Raw genomic sequence first — 18,265 nt, 5'->3', positions numbered from 1 at the left:
AACCTGCCGGTATGGCCCTAGGAACCGCATCGACCAGGACCGACCGCGCGCGCACTGTGCGTGACATCCTCGCCACCGGCAAGAAGACGTACTCCTTCGAGTTCTCCGCGCCGAAGACCCCCAAGGGCGAGAAGAACCTGTGGAGCGCGCTCCGCAGGGTCGAGGCGGTCTCTCCCGACTTCGTCTCCGTCACCTACGGCGCCGGCGGCTCGACCCGCGCGGGCACCGTCAAGGAGACCCAGCAGATCGTCGTGGACACGACCCTCACCCCGGTCGCCCACCTCACCGCGGTCAACCACTCCATCGCCGAACTGCGCAACATCATCGGCCAGTACGCCGACGCCGGCATCCGCAACATGCTCGCCGTGCGCGGTGACCCGCCCGGCGACCCGATGGGCGACTGGGTGCCGCACCCCAAGGGCCTCACCTACGCCGCCGAACTCGTCCGGCTCATCAAGGAGTCGGGCGACTTCTGCGTCGGCGTGGCGGCCTTCCCGGAGATGCACCCGCGCTCCGGCGACTGGGACACCGACGTCGAGCACTTCGTGGACAAGTGCCGGGCCGGAGCCGACTACGCCATCACGCAGATGTTCTTCCAGCCGGAGTCGTATCTGCGGCTGCGTGACCGAGTCGACGCCGCGGGCTGCGAGACCCCGGTGATCCCCGAGGTCATGCCCGTGACCAGCGTCCGGATGCTCGAGCGGCTGCCCCAGCTCAGCAACGCGCACATCCCGGACGAGCTGAAAGAGCGGATCCTCACAGCCAAAGACAATCCGACCGCTGTACGCTCCATGGGGATCGAGTTCGCCACGGAGTTCTGTGCACGGCTGCTGGCCGAGGGTGTCCCCGGACTGCACTTCATCACGCTCAACAACTCCACGGCGACCCTGGAAATCTACGAGAACCTGGGCCTGCACCACCCCCCGCAGGCCTAGACCTGCCGCTCCGGTTTACGACACACTGCGTAGCGGTCACTGGGAGAGGGGCGTACATGGGCTGGACGGTCCTCTACATCGCGTTCGGCGTGGTCGCGCTGTGGCTGCTCGGCGAAGTGCTGCTGCAGTACAAGGCACGGCTGCGCTGGCGGCTGCTCGCGTTCGCGGGCTTCCTCGGCGTGGTCGCCGGTGTCCTGATCTCCTCGGTCGTGGTCATCGGCCTGGGCGCCTGTGCCTTCGCGGTCGGGCAGGTCTACGTCACGATGTCCTTCCGCCGCGGCTTCCAGGCCGGCTGGGCCTTCAACCGTCCCGGCGCCGACCGGGACGGTGACGACGACTACCAGGACCCGGCCCCGGAGGCCTCCGACCTGGAGGAGAGCGACCGCGGCGCGGCCGCCGACTACCGCCGCGCGGACTCCGGCTACGCCCAGGACGACGACTACGACCGCGACGACGTCTTCACGCCGTCCCGCCCGGAGTCCGCGGCCGACGCCACCGGCGACGTCTACCAGCCCCAGCCCCTCCCCGAGGACACCGGCTCCTACGGCGTCTACACCGACGGCTACCCCCAGTCCGCCGCCCAGCAGCCCCAGGACCAGTACGCCGCCACCGCCCAGAGCACCGACCAGGGCTACGGCTACGACGGCTACTCCGGCTACGGCCAGCAGCAGTCCTACGGCTACGACACCACGGGCCAGCAGCAGTACGCCGCCTACTCCGACCCGTACATCGGCACCCAGGGCTACGACGGCGCCTCGTACGACACCGGTTACGGCGGCCAGCAGCAGTACGGGCAGCAGGCCTACGGCCAGGACCAGTACGCCACCGGCGGCTACGGCGAGTCGACCCCGGCGGGCGGCGTCTGGGTGCCGCAGCAGCGCACCGACGAGCAGTACGGCACCGACCCCTCCCAGGACCAGGGCTACTACCAGGGCGGCGACGGCCAGTCCCAGGGCACCGGCTACGACGAGCACTACCGCTACTGAGCGCGGCCCCCTCCGGCTCCCGAGGGCCTTGCCCCGCACGGCTGCCCGGGCCCGCGCGCCCACCGGCTCACTGAGAGCCGCGGAACTCCGGTCCCTCCACGATCAGACCCGCGACCAGGGCGCCCGACATGCCCGCGTGGGGCAGGCCGCCCCCGGGGTGGGCCCAGCCGCCCGCGGCGAAGAGGCCCGGCAGGGCGGTGGAGTTGGCCGGGTGCAGCAGCCGCCCCGCGCCCGCCGCGAGCGAGGGCGCCGGGATCCCACCGCCTTCCGCGCCGGTCTCGGCCTCGATGTCGGCCGGGGTGCGGACCTCGTGCCACAGCAGCCGGTCGCGCAGCCCGGGAAGGGCGCGCCCGGCTGCGGTGATCATGTCCTGGGCGTGCTGCGCGAAGGACTCCGGCTCCGCCCCGCCCCCGTCCGTCCGGGCGGGAACGGCCGAGGTGAGCACGACCGCCTCATGGACGGCGTCCGGCACCAGCGCCGGGTCGTCGGGCCGCAGCACGGTGACCGTGGGGTGCGCCACCCTCCCCGAGGGGCCGTGGCCGAAGAGCAGGTCCAGTTCGGCTTCACGGTCCCGCGCGTGCACGACCGTCCGGTGAGCCGTCCCCTCCGGACGCCCTCCGCGCAGCGCCAGCAGCACCGTCAGCCGGCTCGGCGTCCCGCGCCGCGGCGGCACCTCGCCCTCGGCGCGCGTGGCCGTGCCCGGGGTGAGGCGGTCCAGCACCTCGGGGGAGACACCGGCGACCACGAAGTCCGCCTCGGCCACCGTCGCGCCGTCGGCCAGCTCCACGCCCGCGGCGCGGCCGTCCTTCTCCAGGATCCGGGCGACCTCCGCGTCGAAGACGAACTCGACCCTGCGGACCAGACACCGCTCGTACACCGCGCGGGCCAGTTCCCTCACGCCGCCCTGCACGTACCAGGTGCCGAAGGCGTGCTCCATGTACGGCAGGACCGCCGCGCTCGCGGGCGCCGTGCGCGGGTCCAGGCCGTGGGCGAGGGCGTGGCTCTCCAGCAGGGCGGCGAGCCGGGTGTCGCGCAGCTCCCAGGCGCCGATCTCGGCGAGGGTGGTGGCCCGGCGGGTGCGCAGGACCCGCTTGTGAGGGACCGCCGGATAGGGCTCGCGGTCGGCCAGCACCGACCAGTTGGGCCACAGCGGCTCCTCCAGCAGGGGCCGGCGCGAGCGGTCCCAGGCCTCACGGGCCCGGACCAGGAAGTCGCCCCAGCGGGCGCCCGCCCCCTTGGCGAGGGCCGCGTCCAGCGCCTCGACCACGCCCGCGCGCGAGGCGTTGGGCAGCGTGGCCTCGGTGCCGTCCGCGAAGAGATGCCGCGCGGACGGGTCGACCTGGACCAGCTCGACGAGGGACTCCAGCTGCTCCTTGCCGGTCTTGATGAACAGGTCGCGGTAGACCGCGGGCAGGGGCAGCAGCCCGGGGCCCGTGTCGAAGCGGAAGCCCTCCCGCTCCAGGCGGCGTACCCCGCCGCCGTAGGTGTCCGTCCGCTCGTACACCGTCACCCGGTGGCCCGCGACGGCCAGCCGGGCGGCTGTCGCCATCGCGCCCATCCCGGCGCCGATCACCGCAATCCGTGCCATGACCGCGACTTTATCGGCCACCGCTGACAATCCGGTCCCGGGGCCGTCCGGGGCCCCGCGCGGGCACTCAGGGGTGAGTATCCGTACCTAGGCACGCAGATGAGTACGCGCGCGGATGGGGCACCACGGGCCGGGACGGGAGAGTTGGAGGCACGGAACGGGGCACTGCGCCGGCACCGCCGACACGGGGCGGCGGAACGGCGCGGCCCCCGACCGCTCCTTCCGCCGACCCGGTCGGCGGGAGCGAGGCAGGGGGGAACCCGGGGGACGACCGCACGGGGGACCGTCGGGGGGACAAGGGGAAACACGGGGGATCACGGGGGAGCACGGGGGAAGTGAGGCGCCGGTCCGGTCCGCGGGGGACGCGGCCGGACCGGACCGGCGCTCTCGTGTTCCCGTGCCCGATCCCGTTCCTGTCGTACGCCGTTCAGCGGCGGCCGCTGACCCGCCCCTGCAGCAGCCGGGACAGGGCCGCGTGGACATCGTCCAGCGAGCGTTCCGGCTGGAACGACTGCCAGTCCAGGGCGGCCACGAGCACCATGCCCACCAGGGCGGCCGCGGTCAGCTGGATGTCGATCTCCTCGCTGAGCTCGCCGTTCTTCACACCCGCCCGCAGCACGTCCTCGACGACCGCGACGACCTGCCGGCGCACCACCATCAGCGTGGACTGCCAGGCCCGGTTGGTGCGCCACAGCTCGGCCACGTACAGCTGGGTGAAGGCCGGGTAGCGGGCGATGAAGCCCAGGCCGGCCCGGATCATCGCGTCCAGGGCGTCCACCTGGGAGCCGCCGCCCCGCACCGTCTCCTCGGCCGCCTCCTGGAGGGAGGCGGTCAGCAGTCCCACGCCGTGCCGCAGCAGCTCCTCGAAGAGGACCGACTTGCTGGCGAAGTTGTAGTAGACGGTGCCCTTCGCGACCCCGGCCCGCTCGGCGATCTCGTCCACCGTGGTGGCGGAGAAGCCCTGCTCGGCGATGAGGGTGACCGCGGCCTCGTAGAGCTTCTGCCGGGTGGCCTCGCGGCGGGTGCTGCCGCCCGACGTGGCGCTGCTGCTTTCCATGGTCCCGATTGTCACAGCAACCCGGGCCACCGACGGCACGGAGGCCGGTTCCTTCGGCGGCTCGACGGAGCGCGGGGTTCTCACAGGCTCAGCTCCGGGTGCAGCCGGTCCAGCGTCCACACCTGCTTGCTCCGGGCCGACAGGGCGGTCAGCGCGAGCGCCCCGGCCGTGAACGCGGCCAGCACCGCGACGGCCTGCCACACCGGGCCCAGCCCGCCGCCGCTGATCAGGCGCCGCAGGGCCTCCACGACGTAGGTCATGGGCAGCCAGGGGTGGATCGCGTTGAAGAATCCCGGACTGGTCTGCACGGGGTAGGTGCCTCCCGCCGAGGTCAGCTGGAGCATCAGCACGGCGAGGACCAGGATGCGCCCGGCCGCGCCGAAGCGGGCGTTGAGCCACTGCACGATCGCCGCGAAACAGGCCGTGACCAGGCACAGGAAGGCCACCGTCCCGGCCGCCCGCGCCATCTGCAGGCCGATCGCCCAGTGCAGCACCGCGATCAGGGCGGACGTCTGGAGCACGCCGATCGCCACGACCGGCAGCCAGCCCGCCAGCGCGATCCGCCAGGCGGAGGCGCCCGCGGCCAGGGCCCGCCGGTTGAGCGGGGAGATCAGCATGTAGGCGACCATCGCGCCGACCCACAGGGACAGCGGGATGAAGTACGGGGCGAAACCGGTGCCGTAGTTGGGCGCCTTGTGCAGGGCCTGGCTGGCGAGCTGGACCGGGTCGGCCATGACCGCGGTGCGCCGGTCGCGCTCGGGCTCGTCGTAGTCGGGGATCTGCTCGGCGCCGTCGTGCAGGCCGTCGGCGAGCTTCCCGGAGCCGTCGACGAGCTTGAACAGGCCGCCGTTCAGGTCGAAGGCGCCCGTCTTGAGCCGGCCGACGCCCTCGTCCAGGTCGACCGCGCCCGTCTTCGCGGTGCCCAGGCCGGAGTGCAGCTTCTTCGCCCCGGCGGCGACCTTGCCGGCGCCCGTGTTCAGCTTGTTGATCTTGGAGACGGCCTCGTCCAGGTCCTCCGACAGATGCGGGGCCCGGTCGGCGAGCGCCTGGGCCTGCTTCTGGAGGGTCGCCAGATGCTGGTCGAGCCTGTCCAGTTCGCCTTCGGGGTCGGCGGCCAGGTCCTTGAGGTCCTGGGCGATCCCGGCGACGTCGGCGGCCGCGTCCTTGGCGATCTTCAGATCCGGGCAGGCCGCGTCGGGCCCGGCAGCGGGCACCACGTCGGCGGGGGAGCCGGAGACCGCGGGGGCGGGCGGCGCCGGCGCGGTGCCGTCCTCGCAGCGGGTGCGGTACACCTCCGCCAGCCGGTCGGACGCGTCGCTCGCGTCCCGCGCGGCGGCCGGGGCGCGCTCCTGGAGCTCGTCCAGGTTGTCGCGCACCGCCTTGGCGGCGTCGGCGACGAACTGGGCCGTCTCCCCGATGCTCTTCTCGTTCTCGCGCAGGAACGGGCCGACCTTGTCGGCGAGCCCGTTGACCTTGTCGGCGAGCGCCTGGGTGCCCTCGGCGACGCTCGCGGAGCCGTCCTCCAGGTCGCCCGCGCCCGAGTCGAGCTTCTTGACGCCCTTGGAGAGGTCACCGCTGCCGCTCTTGGCGTCCTTCAGGCCGTCGGCGAGGTCCTTGGAGCCCTTCTCCGCCTTGTCGATGCCGCCCTTGAGCCGGTCGGCCCCGCTCGCGGCCTTCTCGGTCGCGCCGTGGATGTCGGAGAAGGAGATGAAGATCTTGTCCAGGAAGGACCGCGAGGTCTTCGTCGACGCCGCCGTGCGCACCTCGCTGAAGACGGTCCGGGAGATCTGGCCGACGATGTAGTTGTTCGCGTCGTTGGTGCGCACCTGGAGGGCGCCCGTCTCCGGGGAGTCGCCCGAGCTGGAGGCGATACGCTCGCTGAAGTCGGCGGGCATGGTCAGCGACAGGTAGTAGGTGCCGTCCTCGACGCCCGCGCGGGCGTCCTCGGCGCTCACCTCCCGCCAGTCGAAGACGTCGCTCTCGCGCAGCTTCTCGGTGATGTCGTCGCCCACGTGGACCTTCCTGCCGTCGGCGGTCGCGCCCCTGTCGTCGTTCACCAGGGCGACCGGGAGGCGGTCCAGACGGCTGTACGGGTCCCAGAACGACCACAGGTACAGCGCGCCGTAGAGCAGCGGCAGCAGCAGGAGCGCGACCAGGGCGGCCCGGGGGAGCCGGCCCCGTGCGAACCTCCGCAGCTCAAGAGCGGCCAGTTTCGGCGAGCGCATCGGCCGCCTCCTTCTTCGGGTCGTCGGCGTCCGCGCGGGCCGGGTGCGTGTCGGCGTCGGGGTCGGCCGGGGCCGGTGTCGCGTCCGGGTTGGTGCCGGTCGCGTCGCCCCGGTCCCCGCCAGGGGCGTTTTCGGTGGTCGCGTCGCTCCGGTCCCCGGCGGGGGCGTCCTCGGGGCTCGCGCCGCGGCGGTCCTCGGTGGTGGCGTCCGTGTCGGCCGCGGGCGTCCGCCCGTCCGTGTTCTCGTCGGCGTTCTCGTCGGCCGTGTCCGCCGGGGCGCCCCCCGGAGCCCCGGTGGACACGGCCACCGCCCCCTCGGGGGCCTCGCTGCACACGGCCAGCACGGTCGTGCCGCCCGCGGCCAGCGAGCCGAGCAGGGACCAGACCTCGGCCCGCTCGGAGTCGGAGAGCTTCAGATCGGTGTCGTCGACGCCGAGCAGCCGCGGCCGGCCGATCAGCGCCAGCGCGACGGACAGCCGCAGCGCCTCCAGCCGCTCCAGATCGCGTACGGCTGTCCGTGGGCCCTTGGGCAGGGCCGCGAGGTCGAGACCGGCGGCGGCCAGCGCGGTGTCGATCCGCAGCGCCGCCTCGGCCCGGCGCTCCCGGCGGGGCCGCAGCAGCGCGCGGACGGAGGCGGTGAAACGCCGCTGGAGCAGCGCGCGCTCGTGCAGATGCTCGGCGACGGTCAGCGCCGGGTCGAGGTCGGTGACCCCGGGCACGTGCGCCAGGGCGCTGACGCCCCGCACGGCGGCCATCCGCCGGGGCAGGGCCAGGTCGCCCACGGCCGCGGTCCCCCGCGTGGCCTTCATCCGGCCGGTCAGGGCGAGCAGCAGACAGGTGCGCCCCGTTCCCGACGGCCCCTCGATCGCGATCAGCGAGCCCGGCGGCGCGTCGACCGCGACATCGCGGAACGCCCACCCCCTCGGGCCTTCGAGCCCGAAGTCCCGGGCCGTGACGGCGAGACCGCCGCCTTCGGCTACGGCTTCCCCCATGACCTCCCCCTGCTTCCCCGTTTTTGAACTGACTGGTCAGTTCAAAAACTAGCCCGAACCTCGCCGCGAAGCAAAAGCCGCGCCGCCCCGAGCCCCGGTCGCACGAGGGTTCGAACCTGTGATCGAGGGAAAAGACCAGGTCGGAACGGATTGTCAGTGGCATAGCTCACGATGGGCACATACGGCGCTCCGTATCAGGATCTGCCGTCCGCAGACGACAGGAGGTTCGTCATGGCCAGCTACCACGCAGCCGCCGCGCGCCGGCGCGGCGCCACCGGCCCTGCCCCCTCACCGACCGGTCCGGCGAGCGACGTGCACCCCGTCCTGCGCCGGTCCTCGGCCCCTCCCGCCGCCCTCGACCTGCTCGCCCAGGCCCGTGCCGGACTCGACGAGGCCGCCGTCCTGGAAACCCCCAACGAGCGCTACGCCACGGCCCACCTGGCCGCGTTGCGCACCGCCGCCGCCGTGCTCGCCGCGCGGGGCCGGCCCGAACCCACGCCCAGGCGCCGCGCCCGTATCCGGAGCGCCTGGGAAGTGCTCCCCGAGATCGCGCCCGAGCTCAGCGAGTGGAGCGCGCTGTTCGCCTCCGGGGCCCGCCGCCGCGCGCGGGCCGAGGCCGGCATCCAGGGCGCGGCCACCCGCCGGGACGCCGACGACCTGATACGCGACGTGGCCGTGTTCGTCCGCCTCGTCGAGCGCATGCTCCTCCTCCAGCCGGTGCTGCCCCAGCCCCGGCCCGACACCGACACCGCCGGCCCGCCGGCCACCCCTGCCCCCGCCCCGGGAAGTCCACATCACGAGATGCCCGACGCCGGCTGAGCGGACGCCCCGAGCGCGATGACCTGTCAGGACGGTGAAGGCAATAGGGTGGAGACGCCTGATGCCCTCCCCGCCCCGCACCCCGGAGGACGGAGGGGGCGACCGTTCGCTCCGCCGCGCAAGAGGCGGTGCCGCGCCGAGGAGTCAATGTCGTGTCGGACCCGATGCGCCCGCCCGTCACCCACCACCACCCTCATGCGGCGTCGCTGCGCTCCGACCCCCCTCGTCCTCGCGCGGCCCTCCGTACAGCCGTCGTCTGGGAGGTCCTGCGCGACGCCCTGGAGCGACGGGTCAAGGCCACGGGCCGGGAGTCGCTGGACGTCCTCGACACCGGAGGCGGCAGCGGCAACTTCGCGGTGCCCGCGGCCCGGCTCGGCCACCGGGTGACGGTCGTCGACCCCAGCCCCAACGCCCTGTTCGCCCTGGAGCGCCGCGTCGCCGAGGCCGGGGTCGCCGACCGGGTGACGGGTGTGCAGGGCGATGTGCACGGCCTGTTCGACGTGGTCGAGCGCGGCGCGTACGACGCGGTGCTCTGCCACGGCGTGCTGGAGTACGTCGACGACCCCGCCGAGGGCCTGCGCAACGCGGTGGCCGCGCTGCGCTCCGAGGGCGTGGTCAGCGTGCTCGCCGCCGGGCTCGGCGGTGCCGTGCTCGCCCGCGCCCTGGCGGGGCACTTCAAGGAGGCCAGGCAGGCCCTGTCGGACCCGGACGGCCGCTGGGGCCAGGGCGACCCGATGCCGCGCCGGTTCACGGCCGAGCAGCTCTCCGCGCTGGTCGAGGGTGCCGGGGTGGAGGTCGGCGCCGTGCACGGCGTACGGGTCTTCGCCGACCTCGTGCCGGGCGTGCTGGTGGACACCGAGCCGGGCGCCCTGGAGGCGCTGCTCAGGCTGGAGGAGGCCGCGGCCGAGGTGCCCGCGTTCCACGCGGTGGCCACCCAGCTCCATGTGCTGGGTGAGCTGCGCGGGGCGGACGGTGCCTGAGTGCCGTCTGTGACGCGGCGCTGATCAGCGGGGTCGTCTCCGCATGGAGTCCGCCACAGGCCCCCCGATCGGATGGTTCGCGCCGTATGATCGAGGGAGACCGCCCCGGCATGACGGGTCGGCCGCCGGGGAATGAACCCCCAGCGGGCCGAGCCGCGCATGGCGGGATCTGGTTGGCCAAATGGCGCAGAGGGGCGGGTTTCACGGGGGCGATTCCCTGCCTATCCTGAAGGGACCCCCCGGGTCGCCCCGGCGACTGCACGATGAGGAGGACTCCGTGCCGCTCTCTGAGCACGAGCAGCGAATGCTTGAGCAGATGGAGCGAGCGCTGTACGCCGAAGACCCCAAGTTCGCGACAGCGCTTGAGGGAAGCGGGCTGCGTACGTACACCCGGCGACGGGTCTACCAGGCGGTCGCGGGCTTCCTCGTAGGTATCGCGCTCCTCATGGCTGGAATGGTCGCCAAGCAGGTGTGGCTCAGCGTGGTGGGCTTCCTCGTCATGCTGGGCTGTGCGGTACTCGCGGTGACCGGCTGGCGCAAGGCACCCAGGCCTGGCGAACAGCACGCGGCCGGTCAGCACGGCCGCCATCAGGGGCGCCAGCGGCGTTCCATGATGGACCGCATCGAGCAGCGCTGGCAGCGGCGCCGCGACGAGCAGCAGGGCCACTGATCAACCCCTCGCTCCCACGACGTAGGCATGCGTGAGGGGGCTGCCGCCCAGGGCGGCAGCCCCCTCACGCATGCCCGTCCTGAGCCGATCCGGCCGGCCTCGCTCGAGCCGAGGCAGCGACGGGCCGGAGCGGCGGTGGAGCGGCACTGGAGCTGCGCCGCGAAGTGCGCACCCACCGAGCCCGGCGCCCCTGGCCTGACCAACCTCACCGGCGTGACCAACCCCCACCGGTTGGCCAACCCCCGTCGGCGTGGCCAACCCCCGTCGGCGTGGCCACCCCCCCGCCGGTGTGACCACCCCCCGTCGGTGTGACCACCCCCCGTCGGCGTGGCCAACCCCGTCGGCGCCCAGCCGCCCCATCGACGTCCCGGCCCCCCGTGGCTCGGCCTGCGGACGCACCCTGCTGACGCACCCCGCCGACAACCCGGCCCCGGCACGGAATCTCCGGGCCGGGGCCGTGGTCATGGCCGTGCCCCGTCAGCCGCCGCGCGGTCCCGACGCCCTGCGCGGCAGCGCGCTCAGGCGGGCCGACAGCCGCTCCTTGGCCGCGGCCCAGCGGTCCGCGAGGTCCCACACCGCCCGGACGGCCGAACGCGGCGCGACCACCGAGCGCACCCGCGTCGCCCGGCTGACCCGCGACCGCAGCGCGCCCCGCACCCGGCGAACGTCGTCGGCGAGCCCCGACACAGCCTGCGGCCGGGGCGCGAACAGCACCTGCTCCACCGCGCCCGCCACCCGGTGCACGGCCTCCGCGGCCGGTTCGTCCAGCTCTCCCAGCCGCACGATCCGCTCGGCCGCCCTGCGTGGAGTGAGAGCCTCGTCCGGCGGGATGCCGTAGTCCCAGGCGGTGTCCGTGAGCTCGCGCCACACGGCGAGGACATGCCCCGCCGCCGCCTCCGCCGCGAGCTGCCCGGGCGGCTCACCGGGTCCGAGCACGGTCACCTCGACCCCGTCGGCGCGCGCGGCCCCGGCCGACGGGCCGTGCCGTGCGGACCCCAGCCGCACCGAGCGCCGCCTGAGCCGGTACAGCATCGGCGCCAGCGGCAGGGCGACCAGGGCCAGACCCAGCAGCACCCAGGTGGTGAGGCGGTACCAGGACGGCCCGTCGTCCCCGGCCGAGCCGGTGTCCAGCGGCAGGGCGCCCGCGCAGGCATCCAGCCGCTTGTCCTCGGCCGAGCAGCTGCTGTTGTCCGAGGGCTCCGCGGACGGTGCCGCCTCGGACGGCCGGGCGTTCTCCGGCAGTTCGGGATCACTGCTGCCCGAGGACTCGGGGAGGGTGTAGGGCGGGGTGACGCCCCGGGTCGGCGTCGGCTCGAAGCGGGTCCAGCCGACGCCCTCGAAGTACAGCTCCGGCCAGGCGTGCGCGTCGCGCAGACCCACCGACACCGTGCCGTCGGCCTGCGGCGAGCCCGGCCCGAAGCCGACCGCGACACGGGCCGGGATGCCCAGCGAGCGGGCCATGGTCGCCATCGCGAAGGAGAAGTGGACGCAGAAGCCGCGCTTGTCCCGGAGGAACCGGGCGATGGCCTCCCGGTCGTCGCCGACCTTCACCTCGGTGTCGTACTGGAAACCGCCGGTCAGCGCGAAGTACTCCTGGAGCGCGACGGCCTGCTCGTAGGGGTTCGACGCGTCCGCGGTGATCTCGCGGGCCGTGCGGGCCACCACCGAGGGCACCGAGTCCGGCACCTCCGTGTACTGGCGCTGGATCGCGGCGGGCGCCTGCGGGGCACCGGCGAGCTGGCGGGCCGTCGGCCGGACCTCCAGGCTCGTCACCTCGTAGGTCTTGCCCCGGGTGTTCTCGCCCCGGTCGCCGGTCACCGTCATGCCGGCCGGCTCGTACCGCCAGCGGCCGCCGATCTCCACCCCGCTCGGCGGGTACGGCATCGGCAGCCAGTCCTGGGAGTACCAGTCGGCGGCGGCGAGCCGGGTGCGCACCTCGGAGCGCGGGACGTCGGGGCCGAGGCCGGCCGGCGCCGGGAACTTCTCGGGGACGTCGACGGTGTTGCGGCGGGTCGGGCGCCAGGTGGTGCCGTCGAACTCGTCCAGGGACGTGATCCGCAGATACGGGTTGGACACGTTCTCGGAGTCGGAGCGCATCACCAGGACCGTGCGGTCCTCGTCCACGTTCAGGCTGTCGCGCAGCGACACCAGCAGGTTCACCGAGGAGGGGGGCCCGTCGCCCCCGCCGCCGGGGCCGACGCCCGAACCCGTGCCGTCCAGCAGTCCGCCGTTCATCGCGGGCAGGGCCAGCGGCACCACCAGGGCCATGCCGAGCGCCACCACGCCGATCCGCCGTCCGGTGCGCACCGGGGCCACCGCCCCGCCGGGGGCCGAGAGGGCGCCCGGGGTGCGCGGGCCGCCGGCGAAGACCCGGCCCCACTGGGAGAGCCGTTCGCGGCCCTCGGCCAGCAGCAGCATCAGATAGCCGCTCGCGGCGAGCAGGAACCACACCCAGCCGCCCGCGCCGTCCGCCAGCCCGGCCGCGATCGAGTACAGCGCGAGCAGCGGCAGCCCGGCCGGGGCCGCGCTGCGGTAGGTCACCGCCAGCGCGTCCACCATCAGCCCGATCAGCAGCACCCCGCCGACCGTCATCAGCTGGATGCCGTCGGACATCGGCGCCGGGATCGCGTACCGCTCGACGTCCCGCGCGCCCTGGTCCAGCAGATCGGCGAAGCGCTGGACGGCCTCCGGGCCCGGTATCAGCCCGAGGAAGGCCTGCGAGCGGGCGAAGGACAGGGTGAGCAGCACCAGCGAGACCAGCGCCTGCACGGCCACGGTCAGCGAGCGCGCCAGCGGCACCCGCCGGGCCGCCGCCCCGACACCGGTCTGGACGGCCAGCAGCAGCGCGGCGTGCATCAGCCAGGCAGGCGTCTCGACCAGCGGCAGCAGGGCGCAGGACGTCAGCAGGGTGGCCGCGAGCGCGCACAGCGCCATCCGGGCACTTCCGCTCATCGGCTCCCCTCCCCGGCCGTCGTGCCGCCCGGCGCGACCAGGCCCGAACGCTCCCGGTCCGCCTGCCGCCACAGGTCGCCCAGCCCGGCCCCGCGCGGCACACCCAGTGCCGTCCAGCCGGCCTCGCGCAGCATGCGCAGCCGCTCCTCGCTCCGGTCGCCCGCGCCCGCCACGTCGTACGGCTCACGGGTCCAGGTGTCGCTGTCCAGCACGAAGGCGAGCGCGCCGCCGCTGCGCCGGCTCATCTTGGCGGCGATCGTGGCCTGCTCCTCGTCGAGGTCGCCGAAGAAGGCGACCAGCAGCCCCTCGTTCCCGCCGCGCAGTACGTCGTAGGCGTGGGAGAGGCCGGTGCCGTCGGAGTGGTCGATCACCGCGAGGGTGTCCATCATCAGCCCGGCCGCGTCCGCGGACTCCTGGCTGGCGCCCGCGAACCCGTCGGCGCCCTCACCGGGCACCGCGCTGCCGGTGTCCGTCAGCAGCCGGACCGAGAAGCCCCGCTCCAGCATGTGGACCAGGACCGAGGCGGCGCCCGCCACGGCCCACTCGAAGGCGGAGTCCGGGCCCGCGCCACGGTAGGCGAGGCCCCGCGTGTCCAGGAGCACCGTGCAGCGGGAGCGCTGCGGCTGCTCCTCGCGGCGCACCATCAGCTCGCCGTAGCGGGCGGTGGAGCGCCAGTGGACGCGGCGCAGGTCGTCGCCGTAGCGGTAGCCGCGCGGGATGACGTCGTCCTCGCCGGCCAGGGCCAGCGAGCGCTGCCGCCCGTCCCCGTACCCGGTCGCCTCGCCGGCCAGCCGCACCGGCGGCAGCGGCTCCACCCGCGGGATGACCGTGAGCGTGTCGTACGTCGAGAAGGACCGGGTCAGTTCGCACATCCCGAACGGGTCGGTCAGGCGCAGCTGGAGCGGGCCCAGCGGGTAGCGGCCGCGCAGGTCGGAGCGGACCCGGTAGGACACCTCGCGGCGCCCGCCGGCCTCCACCCGGTCCAGCACGAAGCGCGGCCGCGGACCGAGCACGTAGGGCACCCGGTCCTGGAGCATCAGCAGGCCGGTGGGCAGCCGGGAGACGTTGTCCATGCGCAGGTGCACACGTGCCTCGGAGCCCGCGGGCACGCGCGCGGGGGAGAGGCGGCGGCTGCCCGCCACCCGGTAGCGGGTGCGGTAGAGCACGGTCGCGCACACCAGCGGCAGCACGGCGAGCAGCAGGCCGACGCGCAGCAGGTCGCTCTGGCCGAGGACGTAGGCGCACACGGCGGCGGCGATCCCGGCGGCCAGGAAGGAGCGCCCGCGGGTGGTCAGGCCGGCCAGCGCGGTGCGCACCGGGCCCTTGCCGCCCGCCTCCGTCTCCGGCCGGCCGGTCGCCCTCGTCGCCGGGTCGCTCATCACAGCCTCCGCGGCGGCTGCTGGCCGAAGCCCTGCGTGCCGCGGCCCAGACCGAACGCGTTCTGCTGGGTTCCGGCGGGCACCGGGGTGCGCTGGATGATCTCCTGGACGACCTGCTCGGAGGTACGGCGGTTGAGCTGGGCCTGCGCGGTGGGCAGCAGCCGGTGCGCCAGCACGGCGACGGCGAGGGCCTGGATGTCGTCCGGCAGCGCGTACTCGCGGCCGCTCAGGGCGGCGGAGGCCTTGGCCGCGCGCAGCAGATGCAGGGTGGCGCGCGGGGAGGCGCCGAGTCTGAGGTCGGGGTGGGTGCGGGTGGCCGCGACCAGGTCGACGGCGTAGCGCCGGACGGTGTCGGCGACGTGCACCCCGCGCACGGCCTCGACCAGCTTCACGATCTCGTGCGCGTGGGCCACCGGCTGCAGGTCGTCCAGCGGGCTGACCCCGCCGTGCACGTCGAGCATCTGGAGCTCGGCCTCGGCGCTGGGGTAGCCGATGGACACCCGGGCCATGAAGCGGTCGCGCTGGGCCTCGGGCAGCGGGTAGGTGCCCTCCATCTCGACCGGGTTCTGGGTGGCCACCACCATGAACGGGCTGGGCAGCTCGTAGGTCTGCCCGTCGATGGTGACCTGGCGCTCCTCCATGGACTCCAGCAGCGCGGACTGGGTCTTGGGCGAGGCGCGGTTGATCTCGTCGCCGATCACGATCTGGGCGAAGATCGCGCCCGGCTTGAACTCGAAGTCACGGCGCTGCTGGTCCCAGATGGACACACCGGTGATGTCCGAGGGCAGCAGGTCGGGCGTGAACTGGATGCGCCGCACCGAGCAGTCGATGGATCTGGCCAGGGCCTTGGCGAGCATGGTCTTGCCGACGCCCGGGACGTCCTCGATCAGCAGGTGCCCCTCGGCCAGGAGCACGGTCAGGGACAGCCGGACGACCTCGGGCTTGCCCTCGATCACCGCTTCCACCGAGCTGCGTACCCGATCGACGGTGGCGGTCAGATCAGTGAGGCTCGCTCGATCGTCATAGGTCGTCACCCGGCCCTCCTCGGCCCGTTCACTTGTTGCCGGGCCGACGCTCCGTGACGCGAATCCGGCCCACCCCGAAATACGGGCAGCACGCGAGAAAGGTTCCGCGTGTCGCCACAACCGCATTCTTGTTGCCGTTACCGGTTCGTGTCACTCGACTGTGGACAACTGGCTGCGATATGTCGGGTCTTAGGACCTTTTGTGTCCGGGAGAACGGGGAATCCGCGAAGAACGAGCCTCACCGGCCGGTGCCGTCGTGCGGATCGGGCCGCCCCGGAAGGGCGGCCCGGGGGGACGGCTCCCGGTCACTCGGCGGGGTCGATCTCCCGCAGCAGACCCGTCTTGACGTCGAAGACGAAGCCGCGCACATCGTCGGTGTGCAGCAGGAACGGCGAGGTGCGCACGCGCTGCATGGACTGCCGGACGTCCTGGTCGACGTCCCGGAAGGCCTCCACGGCCCAGGCCGGACGCTGGCCGACCTCCATCTCCAGGTCGTGGCGGAACTCCTCGGTGAGGGTCTCCAGACCGCAGCCCGTGTGGTGGATGAGGACCACGCTGCGGGTGCCGAGCGCGCGCTGGCTGATGGTGAGGGAGCGGATGACGTCGTCGGTGACGACACCGCCGGCGTTGCGGACGGTGTGGCAGTCGCCGAGTTCCAGGCCCAGCGCTGCGTGCAGGTCCAGACGGGCGTCCATACAGGCCACGACGGCGACCTTCAGGACGGGACGGGCGTCCATCCCGGGGTCGGTGAAGGCGGCGGCGTACTGCTCGTTCGCCGAGACCAGACGGTCGGTGACCGTGTCGACGTGGGCTATCGAGCCCTCGGAGCCGGTGGGAATCGATGCAGAAGTCGTCATGCTTATGACGGTACTGGTCACCACCGGGGCAGGCCCGCTGTGAGAGGGGACAAAGAACGCCATTGAGTTCTTGTTGTGAGGCACTGCACAACAGGTGCGTGTGACCGGCGCCACCGGGCCCCGCCGCCACGCGCGGGCCGGTTGATTGACCGCAAGACAGGGTGGACTAAAGTGACGCGAAGCGGGAGGCCAGGCTCTGCCCGCCTCCCATACTTCCCCACGAGGGCGGGGACCCGGCGGTGCGTACGGCCCCCGCCGGACCTGAGAGGGCCCCCTTGAGCAACAGTCGACACGTCCCGGTGATGCTCCAGCGGTGCCTGGACCTGTTGGCCCCCGCCCTGCGGCAGCCCGGCGCGGTCGTCGTCGACTGCACCCTCGGTCTCGGCGGCCACAGCGAAGCCCTTCTGACCCAGTTCCCCGAGGCCCGGCTCGTCGCCCTCGACCGCGACAAGGAAGCCCTCCGGCTGTCCGGCGAACGCCTCGCCCCCTTCGGCGAGCGCGCCACCCTCGTGCACGCGGTCTACGACGAACTGCCCGAGGTGCTGGAGCGGCTGGGCGTCCCGCGCGTCCAGGGCGTCCTGTTCGACCTCGGCGTCTCCTCCATGCAGCTCGACGAGGCCGACCGCGGCTTCGCCTACGCCCAGGACGCCCCCCTGGACATGCGCATGGACCAGACGACCGGGATCAGCGCGGCCGAGGTCCTCAACACCTACCCGCCCGGCGAACTGGTGCGCATCCTGCGCGCTTACGGCGAGGAGAAGCAGGCCAAGCGGATCGTCGCGGCCGTCGTGCGCGAGCGCGAGAAGGAGCCCTTCGGCAACAGCGCCCGGCTGGTGGAGCTGATCCGCGACTCCCTCCCGCAGGCCGCCAAGCGCACCGGCGGCAACCCGGCCAAGCGGACCTTCCAGGCGCTGCGGATCGAGGTCAACGGCGAGCTGTCCGTGCTGGAGCGGGCCATCCCGGCCGCGGTGCGGTCCCTCGCGGTGGGCGGACGGATCGCCGTGCTGTCGTACCACTCGCTGGAGGACCGCCTGGTCAAGCAGGTCCTCGCGGCCGGTGCCGCGTCCACCGCCCCGCCCGGACTGCCCGTGGTACCCGAGCGGTACCAGCCCCGGCTCAAGCTGCTCACACGCGGTGCCGAACTTCCCACCGAGGAAGAGATCGCCGAGAACAAGCGAGCGGCACCGGCGCGTCTGCGCGGTGCCGAGCGCATCAGGGAGGCCATCGAATGAGGGGCGTGAGCCGGGCGACGGGGCGCAGTCACGGGCCGGAGCACGCGGGGGAGGGCGAGTGAACGGCAGACCCGAACTCAGGGGCCGGGCCGCCCGGCTGGCGCGGCTCTTCCCGGCGGGGCCCGGCCGCGCCGCGCGCACCCCCTTCGTCCTCCTCGTCGTCCTGCTGCTCGGCGGCGGCCTGATCGGCCTGCTGGTGCTGAACTCCGCGCTCAGCGAGGGGTCCTTCCGGCTCGCCGACCTCCAGAAGGCCACCAAGGACCTCACCGACCAGGAACAGGCCCTCCAGCGCGACATCGACGCCTACTCCGCGCCGGACGCCCTCCAGCGCCGCGCCCGTGAGCTGGGCATGGTCCCCGGCGGCGACCCGGCCTTCCTGGAACCCGGCGGCAAGGTGCTCGGCGTCCCCTCCCCGGCCGCCGCCCCCGAGCAGGCCGACGCCCGCGGCCCGGTCGTGCTGGCCCCCGAGGCCCTCCCCGCGACGGCCGCGACCCCGGCGGCCACCACCGCGCCGGCCTCCACCGCCCCGCCCCAGTCCACGCCCATCCCGACCCCCGGCAGGTGACGGA

General features: G+C 73.8%; 15 protein-coding genes. 7 read left to right on the top strand and 8 right to left on the bottom strand.

Going from position 1 to position 18,265, the window contains the following annotated elements; translation table 11 throughout:
* Window positions 1-11 precede the first annotated feature (11 nt).
* Together metF and ACFYR0_RS20400 are read left to right on the top strand one after the other, a co-directional pair.
* Window positions 12-935 carry a methylenetetrahydrofolate reductase [NAD(P)H] gene (gene metF, locus ACFYR0_RS20405; protein WP_389329647.1) on the top strand — a complete coding sequence of 308 codons (924 nt, stop codon included), beginning with the start codon at window positions 12-14 and terminating at the stop codon, window positions 933-935.
* Window positions 936-991: 56 nt separating this feature from the next.
* Entirely contained in the window at window positions 992-1,921 is a 930-nt protein-coding gene (locus ACFYR0_RS20400) for a hypothetical protein (RefSeq protein WP_389329644.1), read from the top strand.
* Window positions 1,922-1,988: 67 nt separating this feature from the next.
* Here the strand turns inward: ACFYR0_RS20400 and ACFYR0_RS20395 are convergent, their stop codons facing one another.
* The 4 genes from ACFYR0_RS20395 to ACFYR0_RS20380 form a co-directional block, all read right to left on the bottom strand.
* Window positions 1,989-3,509: a phytoene desaturase family protein gene (locus tag ACFYR0_RS20395; RefSeq protein WP_389329641.1), complete on the bottom strand. Its 1,521-nt coding sequence runs from the start codon at window positions 3,507-3,509 to the stop codon at window positions 1,989-1,991.
* A gap of 427 nt (window positions 3,510-3,936) precedes the next feature.
* Window positions 3,937-4,566, bottom strand: a complete 630-nt coding sequence (locus ACFYR0_RS20390; RefSeq protein ID WP_389329638.1) for a TetR/AcrR family transcriptional regulator — start codon at window positions 4,564-4,566, stop codon at window positions 3,937-3,939.
* An 80-nt stretch (window positions 4,567-4,646) separates the two neighbouring features.
* Window positions 4,647-6,791 (bottom strand): YhgE/Pip family protein, encoded by a 2,145-nt coding sequence (locus ACFYR0_RS20385; RefSeq protein ID WP_389329635.1) that lies wholly within the window; start codon window positions 6,789-6,791, stop codon window positions 4,647-4,649.
* Window positions 6,763-7,782, bottom strand: coding sequence for an ATP-binding cassette domain-containing protein (locus tag ACFYR0_RS20380; RefSeq protein ID WP_389329632.1), 1,020 nt, complete (start codon window positions 7,780-7,782; stop codon window positions 6,763-6,765). Before ACFYR0_RS20380 ends, ACFYR0_RS20385 begins: the two co-directional genes overlap by 29 nt.
* Before the next feature lie 231 nt (window positions 7,783-8,013).
* Between ACFYR0_RS20380 and ACFYR0_RS20375 the strand changes: the two genes are divergently transcribed.
* From ACFYR0_RS20375 to ACFYR0_RS20365, 3 genes are all read left to right on the top strand, one after another.
* Window positions 8,014-8,601 (top strand): SAV_6107 family HEPN domain-containing protein, encoded by a 588-nt coding sequence (locus ACFYR0_RS20375; RefSeq protein ID WP_389329629.1) that lies wholly within the window; start codon window positions 8,014-8,016, stop codon window positions 8,599-8,601.
* Window positions 8,602-8,753: 152 nt separating this feature from the next.
* On the top strand, window positions 8,754-9,581 hold the full coding sequence (locus tag ACFYR0_RS20370) for a methyltransferase (RefSeq protein WP_389329626.1): 828 nt from the start codon (window positions 8,754-8,756) through the stop codon (window positions 9,579-9,581).
* Between the two features lie 277 nt (window positions 9,582-9,858).
* Window positions 9,859-10,251 (top strand): DUF3040 domain-containing protein, encoded by a 393-nt coding sequence (locus tag ACFYR0_RS20365; RefSeq protein WP_356697056.1) that lies wholly within the window; start codon window positions 9,859-9,861, stop codon window positions 10,249-10,251.
* Between the two features lie 477 nt (window positions 10,252-10,728).
* Here ACFYR0_RS20365 and ACFYR0_RS20360 read toward each other — a convergent pair whose 3' ends face one another.
* From ACFYR0_RS20360 to ACFYR0_RS20345, 4 genes are all read right to left on the bottom strand, one after another.
* Window positions 10,729-13,203: a DUF3488 and DUF4129 domain-containing transglutaminase family protein gene (locus ACFYR0_RS20360; protein WP_389329623.1), complete on the bottom strand. Its 2,475-nt coding sequence runs from the start codon at window positions 13,201-13,203 to the stop codon at window positions 10,729-10,731.
* On the bottom strand, window positions 13,200-14,582 hold the full coding sequence (locus ACFYR0_RS20355) for a DUF58 domain-containing protein (RefSeq protein WP_389329620.1): 1,383 nt from the start codon (window positions 14,580-14,582) through the stop codon (window positions 13,200-13,202). The genes ACFYR0_RS20360 and ACFYR0_RS20355 overlap by 4 nt, the downstream gene beginning before the upstream one ends.
* Entirely contained in the window at window positions 14,582-15,616 is a 1,035-nt protein-coding gene (locus tag ACFYR0_RS20350; RefSeq protein WP_386380379.1) for an AAA family ATPase, read from the bottom strand. Before ACFYR0_RS20350 ends, ACFYR0_RS20355 begins: the two co-directional genes overlap by 1 nt.
* Window positions 15,617-15,912: 296 nt before the next feature.
* Window positions 15,913-16,464: a beta-class carbonic anhydrase gene (locus ACFYR0_RS20345; RefSeq protein ID WP_389329617.1), complete on the bottom strand. Its 552-nt coding sequence runs from the start codon at window positions 16,462-16,464 to the stop codon at window positions 15,913-15,915.
* Window positions 16,465-16,739: 275 nt separating this feature from the next.
* Between ACFYR0_RS20345 and rsmH the strand changes: the two genes are divergently transcribed.
* Both rsmH and ACFYR0_RS20335 read left to right on the top strand, forming a co-directional pair.
* A complete protein-coding gene (rsmH, locus tag ACFYR0_RS20340; protein WP_389329614.1) occupies window positions 16,740-17,696 on the top strand; it encodes a 16S rRNA (cytosine(1402)-N(4))-methyltransferase RsmH in 957 nt (318 codons plus the stop codon).
* A gap of 58 nt (window positions 17,697-17,754) precedes the next feature.
* Window positions 17,755-18,261 carry a hypothetical protein gene (locus ACFYR0_RS20335; protein ID WP_389329611.1) on the top strand — a complete coding sequence of 169 codons (507 nt, stop codon included), beginning with the start codon at window positions 17,755-17,757 and terminating at the stop codon, window positions 18,259-18,261.
* Window positions 18,262-18,265: the final 4 nt, after the last annotated feature.

The sequence above is a fragment of the Streptomyces sp. NPDC005017 genome (assembly GCF_042873115.1).
Taxonomy (GTDB): Bacteria; Actinomycetota; Actinomycetes; order Streptomycetales; family Streptomycetaceae; genus Streptomyces.
This window is presented reverse-complemented; position numbering and strand designations above follow the sequence as displayed.

Excerpts from the sequence above, each read along its gene's own strand:
- ACFYR0_RS20390 (WP_389329638.1), bottom strand. The coding sequence starts at position 4,566 with ATGGAAAGCAGCAGCGCCACGTCGGGCGGCAGCACCCGCCGCGAGGCC.
- ACFYR0_RS20380 (WP_389329632.1), bottom strand. The coding sequence starts at position 7,782 with ATGGGGGAAGCCGTAGCCGAAGGCGGCGGTCTCGCCGTCACGGCCCGG.
- metF (WP_389329647.1), top strand. The coding sequence starts at position 12 with ATGGCCCTAGGAACCGCATCGACCAGGACCGACCGCGCGCGCACTGTG.
- ACFYR0_RS20360 (WP_389329623.1), bottom strand. The coding sequence starts at position 13,203 with ATGAGCGGAAGTGCCCGGATGGCGCTGTGCGCGCTCGCGGCCACCCTG.
- ACFYR0_RS20385 (WP_389329635.1), bottom strand. The coding sequence starts at position 6,791 with ATGCGCTCGCCGAAACTGGCCGCTCTTGAGCTGCGGAGGTTCGCACGG.
- ACFYR0_RS20345 (WP_389329617.1), bottom strand. The coding sequence starts at position 16,464 with ATGACGACTTCTGCATCGATTCCCACCGGCTCCGAGGGCTCGATAGCC.
- ACFYR0_RS20400 (WP_389329644.1), top strand. The coding sequence starts at position 992 with ATGGGCTGGACGGTCCTCTACATCGCGTTCGGCGTGGTCGCGCTGTGG.
- ACFYR0_RS20395 (WP_389329641.1), bottom strand. The coding sequence starts at position 3,509 with ATGGCACGGATTGCGGTGATCGGCGCCGGGATGGGCGCGATGGCGACA.
- ACFYR0_RS20355 (WP_389329620.1), bottom strand. The coding sequence starts at position 14,582 with ATGAGCGACCCGGCGACGAGGGCGACCGGCCGGCCGGAGACGGAGGCG.
- ACFYR0_RS20375 (WP_389329629.1), top strand. The coding sequence starts at position 8,014 with ATGGCCAGCTACCACGCAGCCGCCGCGCGCCGGCGCGGCGCCACCGGC.